The organism is Billgrantia endophytica, from assembly GCF_002879615.1.
GTDB lineage: Bacteria > Pseudomonadota > Gammaproteobacteria > Pseudomonadales > Halomonadaceae > Halomonas > Halomonas endophytica.
In genome coordinates, this window is the sequence record NZ_PNRF01000001.1 from 53,213 (window position 1) to 67,106 (window position 13,894).

General features: G+C 63.0%; 14 protein-coding genes, 1 pseudogene and 1 riboswitch. Of the genes and pseudogenes, 9 read left to right on the forward strand and 6 right to left on the reverse strand.

Going from position 1 to position 13,894, the window contains the following annotated elements:
• The first annotated feature begins 15 nt into the window (after nt 1-15).
• Nucleotides 16-247: riboswitch (cobalamin riboswitch) on the forward strand.
• A 131-nt stretch (nt 248-378) separates the two neighbouring features.
• From C1H69_RS00295 to C1H69_RS24555, 7 genes and pseudogenes are all read left to right on the forward strand, one after another.
• Nucleotides 379-2,247, forward strand: coding sequence for a TonB-dependent receptor domain-containing protein (locus C1H69_RS00295; protein WP_102651425.1), 1,869 nt, complete (start codon nt 379-381; stop codon nt 2,245-2,247).
• 25 nt (nt 2,248-2,272) lie between these two features.
• Nucleotides 2,273-3,154 (forward strand): cobalamin-binding protein, encoded by an 882-nt coding sequence (locus tag C1H69_RS00300; RefSeq protein ID WP_102651426.1) that lies wholly within the window; start codon nt 2,273-2,275, stop codon nt 3,152-3,154.
• A gap of 16 nt (nt 3,155-3,170) precedes the next feature.
• Nucleotides 3,171-4,148, forward strand: coding sequence for a FecCD family ABC transporter permease (locus tag C1H69_RS00305; protein WP_102651500.1), 978 nt, complete (start codon nt 3,171-3,173; stop codon nt 4,146-4,148).
• A complete protein-coding gene (locus C1H69_RS00310; RefSeq protein WP_102651427.1) occupies nt 4,148-4,915 on the forward strand; it encodes an ABC transporter ATP-binding protein in 768 nt (255 codons plus the stop codon). The genes C1H69_RS00305 and C1H69_RS00310 overlap by 1 nt, the downstream gene beginning before the upstream one ends.
• Before the next feature lie 114 nt (nt 4,916-5,029).
• Nucleotides 5,030-5,641 (forward strand): cob(I)yrinic acid a,c-diamide adenosyltransferase, encoded by a 612-nt coding sequence (gene cobO, locus C1H69_RS00315; RefSeq protein ID WP_102651428.1) that lies wholly within the window; start codon nt 5,030-5,032, stop codon nt 5,639-5,641.
• 106 nt (nt 5,642-5,747) lie between these two features.
• Nucleotides 5,748-6,260, forward strand: coding sequence for an O-acetyl-ADP-ribose deacetylase (locus C1H69_RS00320; RefSeq protein ID WP_102651429.1), 513 nt, complete (start codon nt 5,748-5,750; stop codon nt 6,258-6,260).
• A 4-nt stretch (nt 6,261-6,264) separates the two neighbouring features.
• Nucleotides 6,265-6,354 (forward strand): annotated as a pseudogene (locus C1H69_RS24555) (cob(I)yrinic acid a,c-diamide adenosyltransferase); the annotation flags it as partial.
• A 114-nt stretch (nt 6,355-6,468) separates the two neighbouring features.
• On the opposite strand, the gene C1H69_RS00330 reads toward C1H69_RS24555, so the two are convergent.
• From C1H69_RS00330 to C1H69_RS00345, 4 genes are read right to left on the reverse strand one after another with little or no spacing between them, the layout of a single operon-like run.
• Nucleotides 6,469-7,296: an aminoglycoside adenylyltransferase family protein gene (locus tag C1H69_RS00330; RefSeq protein ID WP_102651430.1), complete on the reverse strand. Its 828-nt coding sequence runs from the start codon at nt 7,294-7,296 to the stop codon at nt 6,469-6,471.
• Nucleotides 7,293-7,565 (reverse strand): hypothetical protein, encoded by a 273-nt coding sequence (locus C1H69_RS00335; protein WP_102651431.1) that lies wholly within the window; start codon nt 7,563-7,565, stop codon nt 7,293-7,295. Before C1H69_RS00335 ends, C1H69_RS00330 begins: the two co-directional genes overlap by 4 nt.
• 24 nt (nt 7,566-7,589) lie before the next feature.
• On the reverse strand, nt 7,590-7,892 hold the full coding sequence (locus tag C1H69_RS00340) for a type II toxin-antitoxin system RelE/ParE family toxin (RefSeq protein WP_102651432.1): 303 nt from the start codon (nt 7,890-7,892) through the stop codon (nt 7,590-7,592).
• A complete protein-coding gene (locus C1H69_RS00345) occupies nt 7,880-8,137 on the reverse strand; it encodes a type II toxin-antitoxin system Phd/YefM family antitoxin (protein ID WP_102651433.1) in 258 nt (85 codons plus the stop codon). The genes C1H69_RS00340 and C1H69_RS00345 overlap by 13 nt, the downstream gene beginning before the upstream one ends.
• A 92-nt stretch (nt 8,138-8,229) precedes the next feature.
• On the opposite strand from C1H69_RS00345, the gene C1H69_RS00350 reads away from it, so the two are divergent.
• Together C1H69_RS00350 and C1H69_RS00355 are read left to right on the forward strand one after the other, a co-directional pair.
• Nucleotides 8,230-9,699: a cobyric acid synthase gene (locus tag C1H69_RS00350; protein ID WP_102651434.1), complete on the forward strand. Its 1,470-nt coding sequence runs from the start codon at nt 8,230-8,232 to the stop codon at nt 9,697-9,699.
• Between the two features lie 358 nt (nt 9,700-10,057).
• Entirely contained in the window at nt 10,058-11,476 is a 1,419-nt protein-coding gene (locus C1H69_RS00355) for a xanthine/uracil/vitamin C permease (protein ID WP_102651435.1), read from the forward strand.
• Between the two features lie 74 nt (nt 11,477-11,550).
• Here the strand turns inward: C1H69_RS00355 and nadE are convergent, their stop codons facing one another.
• Together nadE and C1H69_RS00365 are read right to left on the reverse strand one after the other, a co-directional pair.
• The gene (gene nadE / locus C1H69_RS24500) at nt 11,551-12,909 is read right to left on the reverse strand and encodes an ammonia-dependent NAD(+) synthetase (protein WP_102651436.1); all 1,359 of its coding nucleotides are present in this window, start codon (nt 12,907-12,909) and stop codon (nt 11,551-11,553) included.
• Between the two features lie 154 nt (nt 12,910-13,063).
• A complete protein-coding gene (locus C1H69_RS00365; RefSeq protein WP_102651437.1) occupies nt 13,064-13,837 on the reverse strand; it encodes a glycerophosphoryl diester phosphodiesterase in 774 nt (257 codons plus the stop codon).
• Between the last annotated feature and the right edge of the window lie 57 nt (nt 13,838-13,894).

The window sequence follows — 13,894 nt, forward strand, 5'->3', positions numbered from 1 at the left end:
CCCGGTGGGATTGCTAGCTTACGCGCACTCTCAGGTGCTGGCGGTAGGTGCTACCGCCAGTGAAACGGGAAGTCGGTGCGCTTCAACAGCCAATCCGACGCTGCCCCCGCAACGGTAATCGAGAAAAGAACGGCTATTACGCCACTGTGCTTCAGGCACGGGAAGGCAGCCGCTCGGGAAGCCTGGTTCTTGCCAGATACCGCTTCCGCTCGTAAGCCCGGAGACCGGCCAGGGAGTTCATGCCGGGTTGCGGTGGGCTACCTCGAGGCAGGGCAGGCGCCGCCGTTCTCGTTTTCCTTCCCCCTCGATCCCTTGCCACCCCGGCGACTGCAATAGCAAAAAAGTCGTGCGGGTGAGTACGGCGAGCAAGGGAACGACATGAAAATTGGAAACAATGCCTCCCGTGGCCTGGCTGCCTTCAGCCTGGCCGCACTTCCACTGGCCGTCCAGGCCCAGGCTCAATCTCAGGCCCTGGTCGATGTTGCCACCGACGATGCTTATAGCCTCAATCCCGTGGTGGTTACCGCGGCGCTGGCGCCGCGTACGGCGGACCAGAGTCTCTCCTCGGTTACCGTGCTCGACGAGGCCGCCCTGCGCCGCCAGGACCCGGTGAGCATTCCCGATCTGCTGCGTGGGCAACCGGGCGTGGATGTCACCTCCAATGGCTCTTTTGGAAAGAGCAGCGGCGTCTATATCCGCGGTACGGGGAATGAGTCGACGGTGCTGATGATCGACGGTATCCGCCTTCGCTCCGCTACCGACGGGGGCGCCGCCTGGCAGTATCTCGACCCGCGCATGTTCGACCGGGCCGAGATCGTGCGCGGCCCACGGGGCAGCCTGTATGGCGCCGATGCGGTGGGCGGGGTGGTGCAGCTGTTTACCCCGGAAAGCGATGAGGATGCGCCGCAACCGCGGTTCTCGTTCGGCGGCGGTTCCTTCGACACCCAGCGCTACAGCGCCGGCCTTTCCGGGGGTTCGGGCGGCACCCGCTACAGCTTTGCCGGTAGCCATTTCTCTACTGACGGTACGCCGATCCGTCGCGGTGGCGAGGACAAGGGCTACGATAGTACCGCCGGCTTCGCGCGGCTTGCGCACACCTTCGATAACGGTGCCGAGGTCGGTGGGTTGGCGTTGCGGGCCCGAGGCACCAACGAATACGACGGCGGTGAGAACGACTTTGTCCAGCAGGTCGCCGGTATCTATGGCGAGCTACCGGTGTCCGATATCTGGCGCAGCCGCCTGACCCTGAGCGAGTCGCGTGACGAGTTGGATGACAGAGCTGCTGCCAGTGACTGGGGGCCGGCCAGCACTTCCACCATCAATACTCGCACTCGCACTGCGCGTTGGGAGAACACCCTGACACTCGATGCGCACGAACTGGTGGCCGGCGCAGAATACACTGGGGATCGCGTATCGGGCACCACTGACTTCGACGAGAACAGCCGTGACAATGTTGCTGCCTTCGCCCAAGGTCTGTTCGACTTCGCTCCCTTCGCGGTGCAGGCCAGTCTGCGCTACGACGACAACGAGGCCTACGGTGACGAGGTGACCGGGGGCCTGGCGCTGGGCTACGACGTGGACGGCCACCATACCCTGCGGGCCAGCTACGGTACTGCTTTCAGGGCACCTACCTTCAATGATCTGTACTGGCCATTCGAGGATTTTGGCGACTGGGGCTCTTATGCCGGCAACCCGGATCTAAGGGCGGAAACCTCCAAAACCCTTGAGCTGGGTGCACGTGGCAGGTACCAGCATCATTTCTGGGACCTGGCGATCTATCAAACCGTGGTCGACGACCTCATCGCTACGGAAACCGTGAATGGTGATAGCAGACCGACCAACATCAATGAGGCCCGCATCCGTGGCGTCGAGCTCTCCAGCGGGGTGGAGATCGATGATTGGACAGTGGCCGCGGCGCTGACCTACATCGATCCGGAGGATCGCGAGACCGGCAATCGTATTCAGCGCCGTGCCAGCCAGAGCGCCCGTTTCGACATCGACCGCGCCCTGGGCGAGTGGTCGCTGGGCGGCTCCTGGGTGGTGCAGAATCACCGCTACAATGATGCCGCCAACGAAGATCGCATCGGTGGCTTCGGGCTGGTCAACCTGCGCGCGGGCTGGGAGTTCGCCCCCATGTGGTCGGCGCGCCTGACCGTCAAGAATGCCTTGGACAAGGAGTATGAAACCGTCCGTGACTATCGCAACGCCGGTCGCGCGGCCTTTGTCAGCGTGCACTTTGGGCAATGATGGGCGCCAGGCAGGCGGGGCGGCCATGCGCCTCGCCTGCCTGGCGCTTGCGCTGCTGCCATGGTTTGCCGCCGCGGCCCGGTCCGAGTCGGTCTGCGCCGTCGATGACAGCGGCCGCGAGGTATGCCTCGAGCAACCGGCCACGCGTATCGCCACGTTGTCGCCGGGCGCCACCGAGCTGACCTATGCCGCCGGGGCGGGGGAAAGGGTAGTCGCCGTGGTCGCCTACAGCGACTACCCGCCCGAGGCCAGCGAGGTCCAGTCGGTGGGCAGCCATACCCGGGTCGACCTGGAAACCCTGGTCTCGCTGACCCCGGATCTGGCGATCGGCTGGGTCACCGGCAATCCCGTCGAGCAGCTCGAGACCATCGAGGCACTGGGCGTGCCGGTGTTCTATATCGAGCCGCGGGACGTCGAGGGGGTGGCCAGCGCCATCGAGCGCCTGGCCCATCTGGCCGGCACCGGGACTGAGGGGCGGCGTATCGCCAGCGACTTCCGCCGGGGCATGGCGGCCCTGGCCGAGCGCTATGCCGACGTCGAGCCGGTGGCGACCTTCTATCAGGTGTGGGACGAGCCGCTGATGAGCGTCAACGACGAGCACCTGATCGGCCAGGTGGTGGCGATGTGCGGCGGTGTCAATGTGTTCGGTGATCTCGCGCGGCTGGTGCCGCGCATCGATGACGAGGCGGTGCTGGCCGCCGACCCCGAGGCGATCGTCGCCGGCGGCATGGGCGAGGAGAACCGCCACTGGCTGACGCATTGGCGGCAGTATCCGAGCCTGACCGCGGTGACCCGCGACAACCTGTTCTTCGTGCCGCCGTCGTTGATCCAGCGGCCCACGCCACGACTGCTGGAGGGGAGCCGCCTGCTGTGTGAGAAGCTCGAGGTGGCCCGTGAGCGTCGTTGAACTCGGCGCACGGGCCATGGGGCGCCCGCGCCGCCTGGCCGTGCCTCTTGGCACGCTGACACTGGCGGCGCTGACCGCGCTGGTGCTATCGCTGACCATCGGTAGCGCCAGTGTCGCTCCGGAGGCGCTGTGGGCGGTGCTGCGCGGCGAGGGAGACGCCTTGTCGCGTACCCTGATTCTCGAATTGCGTCTGCCGCGTTCGCTGTCGGCTTTCGCCGTGGGTGGGCTGCTGGCGATGGCGGGGGCATTGATGCAGGTGCTGCTGCGCAACCCGCTGGCCGATCCCTATGTGCTGGGGCTTTCCGGTGGTGCCGCGGTGGGGGCCCTGACCGCCATGCTGGCGGGACTCGGCGGGCTGGTGATCTCCGGCTCGGCGTTCGCCGGGGCGCTTGCCTCCACATTGCTGGTATTTGGCCTGGCTCATGGGACCGGCAGCTGGACGCCCTCACGGCTGCTGCTCACCGGGGTGGTGGTGGCGGCCGGCTGGGGAGCGGTGATCACCCTGATGCTGGCGGTGAGCCCCGCCGAGCGGTTGCCGGGCATGCTCTATTGGCTGATGGGCGATCTCTCCTATGCCCGTACTCCCTGGCCACCATTGGCCCTACTGCTGATCGTCTGCCTGCTGGTGATCCCGTTGGGACGCAGCCTCAACGTGCTGGCGCGCGGTCCGCTGCAGGCGGCGGCGCTTGGCGTGGCGGTGAGGCCGCTGGAGTGGACTATCTACGTGGTGGCGAGCCTGCTGACCGCCATGGCGGTCACCACCGCTGGCAGCATCGGTTTCGTCGGTCTGGTGGTGCCTCATATGTTGCGCCTGGTGCTGGGCAACGACCAGCGCCTGATTCTCCCAGCCTGCGCCTTGGCCGGCGGTACGCTGCTGGTGCTGGCCGACACCCTGGCCCGTACCATGATCGCGCCGGAGCAACTGCCGGTGGGGGTGATCACCGCGCTGTTGGGCGTGCCGACCTTCCTTTACCTGCTCTACCGGAGTCGCTGATGAGCCGCCTGGATATCCGCGAACTGGTGATCGACGTGCCCGGGCGCGGCGATGGTTCGGCCCTGAACCTTCGCGTCGAGCCAGGGCAGGTGTGGGGGGTACTGGGGCCCAATGGTGCCGGCAAGACCACGCTGCTGCATACCCTGGCCGGCCTGCGGCCGGCACGGCGAGGCGATGTGTGGCTGAACGATCGTCCGCTGGCGACCATGCGCCGACGCCATATCGCCCGGGCGCTGGGCCTGGTGTTCCAGGACCGCCAGGACGGCTTTCCCGCCACGGTACGTGAAACCGCCCTGATCGGCCGCCACCCGTATCTGTCGCCATGGCAGATGGAAGGCGGCGATGACCTGCGCCAGGCCGAGGCAGCGCTGGAGCGCCTGGACGTTGCTCATCTGGCCGATCGTCTGGTGAGCACCCTTTCCGGCGGTGAACGGCAGCGGCTGGCGATCGCCACGGTGCTGACCCAGGCTCCGGCGCTATGGCTCGCCGACGAACCGACCAACCATCTCGACCTGCACCACCAGACCGCCGTGATGGAATTGCTGGCCGAACAGGCGGCGGCGGGCCGCGCGGTCATGATGTGCCTGCACGACCTCAATCTGGCGGCACGCTGGTGCGACCATCTGCTGCTGCTCTATCCCGACGGCAAGGCGCGCTGGGGCCCCCGCGAAAAGATGCTGGTCCCGAGCTCCCTCGAGCGTCTTTATGGCCAACGCCTGGCCACCGCCGAGATCGACGGTGCCCCCGTCTTCGTTCCTGTGAGGTGATATGACGACCATAACGATTCGCGGTGACTCCCACGCCGCCCTGATCACTGCCTCCGGGTCGTTTTTCCCCACGGACCCCTGACCGCCACTGATGACAACGCCAGGAGACGAGACATGCGAGACAACGCCAAGACCCCCGAACGCCACGCCCAGCGCATGTCCGCCAAGCAGAAGATCATGCAGGAACGCATCGCCCGTGCCGACAAGGAGCAGGGCGTGCTGCTGGTGCTCACCGGGCCCGGCAAGGGCAAGAGCAGTTCCGGCTTCGGTATGCTCGCCCGAGCGCTGGGCCACGGCATGAAGGTCGGCGTGGTGCAGTTCATCAAGGGGCGTAGGGAGACAGGCGAAGAGGCATTCTTCCGTCAGTTGCCGGGTGTCGATTACCACGTCATGGGGGAGGGGTTCACCTGGGATACCCAGGACCGCGAGCGCGATATCCAGGCCGCCGAGGCCGCCTGGAAAATCGCCGGGCGCATGCTCGAGGACCCGAGTTTCGACCTGGTGCTGCTCGACGAGCTCAATATCGCCTTGCGCTATGACTGTCTCGACCTCGACCGCGTGCTCGACGACCTCCAGGCGCGTCCCGACATGCAGCATGTGGTAGTGACCGGGCGCTACGCGCCGCAACACCTGATCGAACTGGCGGATACCGTCACCGAGATGAAAGTGGTCAAGCATGCTTTCAAGGATCAGGGGGTGAAGGCGCAGAAGGGCATTGAATTATAACCCGTGCCGCACTGCGACAGGCTTACGGCGACGGTCTTGCGCTCGTACTGAAGTGGGAGGCGAACATTGCTACGCTTTACATGATCCCAAGACATAGGGGGACAGGATGAGCATGCGTGCGATCAAGGGTGATATCACTACCCTGAACGTTGACGCCATCGTCAATGCCGCCAATACATCGTTATTGGGTGGTGGTGGCGTGGATGGGGCGATTCACCGTGCTGCCGGGGCCGAGCTCTTGCAGGAATGCCGGCAGCTTGGAGGCTGTGCGATAGGAGATGCCAAACTCACCAAGGGGTATCGTCTGCCGGCGAAGTATGTGATTCACACCGTGGGGCCGGTATGGCGTGGCGGCAAACATGACGAGCCTACACTGCTGGCTTCCTGCTATCGGCGTTCGCTGGAGGTCGGCTCCGCGGTCGAGGCAGCGTCGATCGCTTTCCCCGGTATCAGTACCGGAGTTTACGGCTATCCCATCGCCGATGCGGCACAGATCGCTGTCACGACGGTGAGAAACGCATTCGAAGAATGGGGCGCCACTCCATCCGTGCTGTTCTGCTGTTTCTCGGACGTGGACCTGGACGTGTATCGAGCGCTGCTCGATGATCTGAAGGGATAGCCGTGCTTCCCTTCAGTTGGTCGAGCTCGCCGATACCGTTACCGAGATGAAAGCGGTCAAGCACGCCTTCAAGCATCAAGGAATGAAGGCGTAGCAGGGCATCGAGCTATGAGATTCAGATAAAGAGAAGAGTATTGATGATCATGAATACGATCATGCTAAACGGAGGAACCATGAGCATGTATGTTAATCAGATTTTTATTTTTGTCTAGAAGTGTCGTGGTCGTTGAGAGTTTTCTTGAGACAGACAAGCCTCGATCGATTGTCGCATGTGCGTGACCAACGCCATCAGTTCGGAGGTTCTCCCGTCCCATCGGTCTTGGCATTCGCCGAGGTAACCGCGTCGAGCGATGTCGAGCAGGGCGGCCTGCTCGCTCGGCAGCCTGTCCATCGCCCAGCGTGCCGCGATATCCTTGGGAGCGATGTCGCCGGTCGCCGCCGTCAGCCACATGCGGGCGAGGGTCAGCACCACGTTGCGTTCATCGCCTTCGATGTCGTCGAGCAGGCTGGGCAACGACTCCGCGAGCGCGCGGCGGATGTCCTCGGCCGGTACCGGGTCGAGCAGTCTCGAGGCGTCGGGTCCCAGCAGGGTGATACTGTCATCCCGCGCTTTCTTCAGCACGATGGCCAAGTCGGGATCGTGCGTGGGGGGAGGGATGTGTCCCGCCTCGAATGCCTGTCTGAGCCATTCGCCATAGACGAACTCGGCGCTTGGTGGGTACCGCCAAGGCGTGATATCGGTCAAGCGGACGATCGTCAGTTCGAGAGGGCGTGCAGACGTTTCGATATCCACCCGGCCGGATATCGTCATCAGTGCCGCCACGAGCTGCTGGCGCATCTCGTTCGTCAGGCCCTCCTCGACGATCACCAGCACGTCGACATCGCTGTCGGGTCGCAATCCTCCCATGACTGCCGAGCCGAAGAGATACGCCGCGATGGCCGAATCGTCGAGGAAATGGCGTACGGCACGGAGGGCATGGATAGCTTCCTCGGGAAGCGTATTGCTCTCTGAAGGGTAGTGGGAGGGAGGCGTCATGCGTCACCGAACTCCTTGGCGATACGAATGGCGTCGGGGCATTGCTCGTCCAACGACTGCCGGTACTTGATGCAGCCGCGCATGAACTGGGGCCATTCGGGGACCTCCAGGCTGGGCGGCGTCTTTTCGGGTAGCAGTGACCAGAGCGCGGGGTGGTGCCAGCATAGGTCGTGACCGGTGCTGTCCCGGTGGTCGCGAATGCCGGCCCTGAGCTTCTTGATTTCGTCGATGAGCGCTTCCCGTGTCATCGAGTCCAGATCGTCGTCCATACCTCATCCCTCATACTTCATACCTCAAGAAAAGCCGAGCATATAGGCTCTGAGCTGCCTCTCTTCCCGCATCACATGAATGATCAGGACGCTATCTCCATCTTCACGATAGAAGATCCGGCATGGCGGTGCGACGACCTCCCGGTATACGGATGCGGGTAGCTCCGGCGGCGTCCTGCCCGACGTGGGGAAGGTTGCCAGCCGCTCGGTGATGCTAAAGACCTCCTCGACGAGCTTGCCTGCCGCGGCGGGGTTATCCACGGCGATGTATTCCGCAATGGCGTTCAGTTCGGTAAGGGCGGGTTCCGTCCAGACTATGTCAGCCATTTGCGCATTTTCTCTTTCGCCTCGGCTTGAAGAGACGTTCGCCCTTCCAGGGCCGCCCGTTCACCTCGTGAAAGTCCTTCCAACAACGCCAGGCGGCGCTGCATGAATTCGTAATCCTGTACATCGACGAGGTAAGCGGAAGGCTTTCCATGCTCGGTGATCAGTACCGGTTCCTTGGTACTATGCAATTCCGCCAGGATCGCCGTGGCTTGGCGTTTGAGGTTGGTCACCAACTCGACTTTCATGGGGCTCACCATAGGGAAAATAATAAGTGATACTATAGTGTTACTCTCAGGTATGTTGCAATCAACCAAACAGTGATGGGATGGTCTCTTGAATGGCAACACTGATGATCCAGGGTACCACTTCGGATGCCGGCAAGAGCACCGTGGTGGCGGGGCTGTGCCGGGTGCTGGCCCGGCGCGGGGTGTCGGTGGCGCCGTTCAAGCCGCAGAACATGGCGCTCAACAGCGCGGTGACCGTGGACGGCGGCGAGATCGGCCGTTCCACGGCGCTGCAGGCGCTGGCTTGCGGGCTGGAGCCGCACAGCGACATGAATCCGGTGCTGCTCAAGCCCCAGACCGACCAGGGCGCCCAGGTGATCCTGCGTGGTCGCGTTTACGGCAACATGGAAGCCCTGGACTACCACCTCTTCAAGGCCGAGGCGAAGCGGACGGTCATGGCGGCCTGGCAGGCGCTGTCGAGCCGCTATGACGTGGTCATTGCCGAGGGGGCGGGCAGCCCGGCGGAGATCAACCTGCGTGAGCACGACATCGCCAACATGGGCTTCGCCGAGGCGGCGGACTGCCCGGTACTGCTGGTCGGTGATATAGACCGAGGCGGGGTCTTCGCCCAACTGGTGGGGACGCTGGAGCTGCTCAGCGAGAGCGAGCGGGCCAGAACTCGAGGCTTCATCATCAATCGCTTTCGTGGCGATATCGGCCTGCTGGAACCGGGGCTCGACTGGCTCGCTGCCCATACGGGCAAGCCGGTACTGGGCACGCTGCCCTATCTGCAGGGGCTGATGCTGGACGCCGAGGACAGTCTCCAACGGGAGAACGGGACACAGGATCGGGTAGCGTTCAGGATCGTGGTGCCGGCGCTGCCGCGAATGAGCAACCATACCGACTTCGACGCATTATCCCTGCATCCCGGGGTGGCGTTGAGCTTCGTGGGGCCGGATCGGCCGGCCCCACCCGCTGACCTGATCCTATTGCCGGGCAGCAAGAGCACCCGTGCCGATCTCGATTGGCTGCGTCGCCAGGGTTGGGAGGCGGTTATCCAGCGCCACCTCCGCTACGGCGGCAAGCTGCTGGGCATCTGCGGTGGCTTCCAGATGCTGGGTACCGCCATACACGACCCCCATGGGCTGGAGGGCGAGCCGGGAAGCAGCGAGGGGCTCGGCCTGTTGGCCATGACAACCCGTCTGGTACCGGGCAAGCAGCTGCACAATGTCACCGGCCGACTCATGCTTGGGGAGAAGGTGCCTTTTCAAGGTTACGAGATCCATAACGGTGTGAGCGAAGGCAGCGCCCTGGGCCGGCCGTTGCTGCAACGGAAGCCTGGCGCTGGCAAGGGCGGGGATGAGGGGGCCATCAGCCCTGATGGCCAGGTCGTGGGTAGCTACGTCCACGGTATCTTCGACCACCCCGAGGCGTGTGATGCGTTGCTGAATGCATTGGGAATGCGGCACGCCGCGGCCGCAGTGGATCGCGATGCCCATCGACAGCGCTCTCTCGATCGCCTGGCCGATGTCATGGAATCGCATCTGGAATCGGATTCACTGGCACAGCTGTTCCGGCTCTGATCGCCGCCTTGTCTCAATTGCCGTTCGTTGGTGGCGTTGTTCTTTAGTCGATAGTCAGTGGAAGGCCTGAACCCCGGCCAAGTGGCGTCGCGGCATCTTGTCGGTTTCCTGACATTGACGTAAACGGTAGTGAAACAGCGCCTTTCCTGTCGACAATATTGCCCTATCTTCCTCGTTCTGGCCCTCGTAAATCCCTGTATCAATCTGTTATGCCTTGATTCTGTCAACAATGAGGCGGGCTTGCCTTTGGCCAAGGTCGTATGTTCGCGACTGCAGCATCCGCGTAAAACCGCTCCATGCCAAGAAGAAGAACACAACAGGATCACTCATGATCAAACAGGACCATTGAGGAATCGACGTGCTGCCGAAACGTGAATATGGCCAGGAACATCCCTACTGGCCGATGGGGCCCTTCAAGGTCCGCCTGCCCTTCATCCATTTCCGTTGGGAAATACCCGAAACCGTCCAAGCCATGGTGATGTTCGTCATCTCCCTGGGCATGATCCCGTTGCTGGAACAGTACCTGGGCGTGCCCTATGAGGTGGCGCTGGCCTTCGTGGTGGTCTGTGGCATCGGCTTCATCCTGCCGCCGCTGCTGGGGGTGCCTTTCATCGCAGGGTGGATCACGCCAGCCATTCCCGTCGTCTTGCTGTTCATCGGCGATTATGAGCCGGGCCCCGAGGCCATTCGTGCCATGGTGGCACTGCAACTGATGGTCACCGCGATCTTCCTGTTCATGGCGGTGACCCGGCTTGGCACCAAGCTGGTCGACAACGTGCCGGCCTCGATCAAGGCGGGTATCCTGCTGGGGGCCGGCATTGCGGCCATCAGCGGTGAGATCACTGCCGGCGGCAGGCTCTACAACACGCCAATCTCGCTGGGCATCGGTGGGTTGATCACCCTGTATGTGCTGTTCTCGCTGTCGTTTCGTGATATGGCCGAGAAGTATCGCTGGGCGCGTAATATCGCGGCCTACGGCATGGTGCCGGGCATGTTGATCACCATGGCGATCGGCTGGGGAGTGGGTGAGTACCCCATGCCCGAGGTCGAGTGGGGCCTGGCCGTACCTGACTTCGCTGGAATCTGGGCCTACCTGCCGTTCTCCATCGGTGCGCCTGGCCTCAGCCTGATGGTGGCAGCGATTCCGACGGCGATCATTGCCTATATCATTGCCTTCGGCGACATCATCGTTGGCCAGACCCTGATCAAGCGTGTCGACCACTTGCGTCCCGATGAGAAGATCGAGGTGGACGTCGACCGCGTGCATCTGGTCACCGGGCTTCGCAACCTGATGCATTCGTTGCTGGCCCCCTATCCGGGCCTGGCCGGTCCGCTGTTCACCGGCGCGATGGCTACCATTGCCGAGCGTTATCGCTACGGGCGCCGAGCCATGGATACGATCTACTCTGGCACCGGGGTGTTCTGGATCGTCGGGTTCTTCGCGCTGTTCCTGCTGCCACTGGTGACCGTGTTCCGCCCGGTGCTGCCCATCGCACTCTCCATCACCCTGCTGATAACCGGTTATCTGTGCATTGCGGTGGCGGTGGAGCAGATCAAGAATGCGACCGCCATGGGCGTGGCGGGGATCATGGGTGTCGTGCTCGCCACTCATGGTGCCGCCTGGGGTCTGGGTATCGGCCTGATTCTCTATTTCCTGATCGAGCACCGCGCACGTGGCGCTCGCGAAGTGGAAGAACAGGAACCGATCCAGGTCGAGGACGACATGCCAGTCGAGGAGGAAGCAGCTATCGAGCCACGGCCCTCTTCTTCACGCTGAGGCGCTGCGCCGGCAGGTAATCGAAGGCGGGCCGACACCTGGGTGTCGGCCCGCCCTGTTTCCAGGCCCCTGGTTTACCGGTTTGCTGGCTGGTCGGGCGCGATCGGCAGGCGACGCTTGTGCTCGGTCCTGCGATAGGTCGATAGGATGACTTCATGGGCATGGTCGCTGACGGGGCCCCCTTCAAGGAAGTCATCGATCTGGTTGTAGGAGACACCGAAGGCGTCTTCATCGGTCTTGAGAGGTGCGAGTGACTCCAGGTCAGCGGTGGGGGCCTTTTCCACCAGTTCCCGTGGCGCTGCCAGGGCATGGCCAAGCGCGCGCACCTGGCGCTTGGTAAGCCCCGTCAGCGGCGCGACATCGCAGGCACCGTCTCCATGCTTGGTGAAGAAGCCCATCAAGGCTTCAGCTGCCTGGTCGGTACCGATCACCAGACCGCCGCGGGCGCCGGCAACGGCATATTGGGCAATCATTCGCTGGCGTGCCTTGATATTCCCCGAAACGAAGTCACGGTGGCTGGCATCCTTGAACTGCAATCCGCTTGCTTCCAACTCTTCCAGCATGGCGTCGCTGGTATCCTGGATGTTGGTGTTCAGTATCTCATCCGGTTGAATGAACTCGAGGGCGCGTCGGGCATCGTCGGCGTCCCGCTGCTCACCGTAGGGTAGACGCATGGCAATGAACGTGGCTTCCTGGCCCCTTTCACGCGCCTGCTCCACGGCCACCTGGGCCAGGCGTCCTGCGACCGTGGAATCCACGCCGCCACTGATACCCAGGACCAGAGCCGTCAGGCCGGTTTTCTCCAATTGACGGCAGAGGAAATCCTGCCGACGCTGGATCTCTTCCTGCGCGTCGATGACCGCGCTCACCCGGAGCTGCCCGGCGATCCTGTGCTGCGCTTCATTGTAGAAATTTCGGCCAGTCTCGCTCTGTTCCACCGCGTCACTGAGGCAGAGATGATGAAAGTGTGGCAGGCGCTCCAGGGAATAATGGGCCGCCGCGAGTCTCACCTCGTTGCGCTCGCCATTGAAGCGGCGGGTTTCACAGAAATGGTGTATCTGGTTATCATGGCGAAAGGCCCAGGCGAAGCAGATCGTGCCGACCGGGGTGCCGTCGTCACTTCCCCCTGGTCCGGCGATGCCGGTATTGGCTAACGCGACATCGGCCTCGTTATTGTACAAGGCGCCCAGCGCCATCTCCTTGGCCACTCGCTCACTGGTGAGGCCGAACTCATCGATGGTGGTGAGCCGCACGTCAAGATATCGATTTTTCGATTTTGGAGAGTAGACGGCCAGGCCGCAGTCGATCTCCTGTCCGCTTCCCGGGACCCGGGCCAGTTCCGAGACGATCAAACCGGCCGTGCAGGATTCGGCTGTGGCCAATTTCAGATCATTATCAATAAGATAATCGACAACTCTGTCAAGCAGTTCCATTGCTTTTCCTCATGCTTTATCGCTAGGCTCCACGGTACCCTCGGGGGCTGTTCTCCCATAGCCTAGAATAATCTCTCCTCTTGCCCAGAAAAACGGCAGGTCGGTTTGACGCGCTGGTACTCGAGCGGGCCGGCCATGGCCTCGACCCGAGGAATCATCGTCCTGGCGGTTCCGGCGGGGGAGCGATGCCGGCGAAGCGTGATGGATCGTCGGTGATGGCGCTATCGACACCCCATGTCCAGTGGCGCACGAAGGCGGCAGGGTCGTTGGGGGTGTAGCATAGCAGCCGATAGCCGGCGTCCTTGATCTCTCGGGCTCGCGTGGCATTGAGGCGTGTCCAGTCGGTATGCAGGCTGAAGGCCTTCAACGCTTCACACCGGGGTTGCCATTCCTGGGGCACACTCTCGGTGAGCACGCCAATGGGAAGGCGTGATGCATCGGCCAGCGTTCGCGCATGCGCGAGTGCGGACAGGTCGAAGGAGGACAGTATCATCTGCTCGGGAGGCAAGGATGCCAGCAGGCGGGGTATGACCACATCGGCCAGTTCGGTGGCGCTGCGGTTGCGTCCTATCTTGAGCTCCAGGTTGACTCCCATCCCCAGGCTGGACAGCAGTTCCAGCATCTCGTCCAGCGTGGCCATGCGTTCGCCCCGGAAGGCATCACCGAACCAGGCTCCGACATCCAGTTTCCGGGCTTCTGCCAGGCCAAGCCGGGCAATCTGTCCATGGCCATCCGAACAGCGTTTGAGGGTCGGGTCGTGCCAGATCACCGGAGTCCCGTCGCCAAGCAGTTGTACGTCGAGTTCCACCCAATGGAAGCCGGCCTCGAAGGAAGCTCTCACGGCAGCCAGGGTGTTCTCTGGCGCATGTGCGGAGAGGCCACGATGGGCGATCAGGCGGGGTAGGACAATGTCGGGGTGAGGGGGCATGAGTAGCTCCGGTAGGTCATCCTGGCCATTGAAACAGCAACGTGTGACAGGATAGCG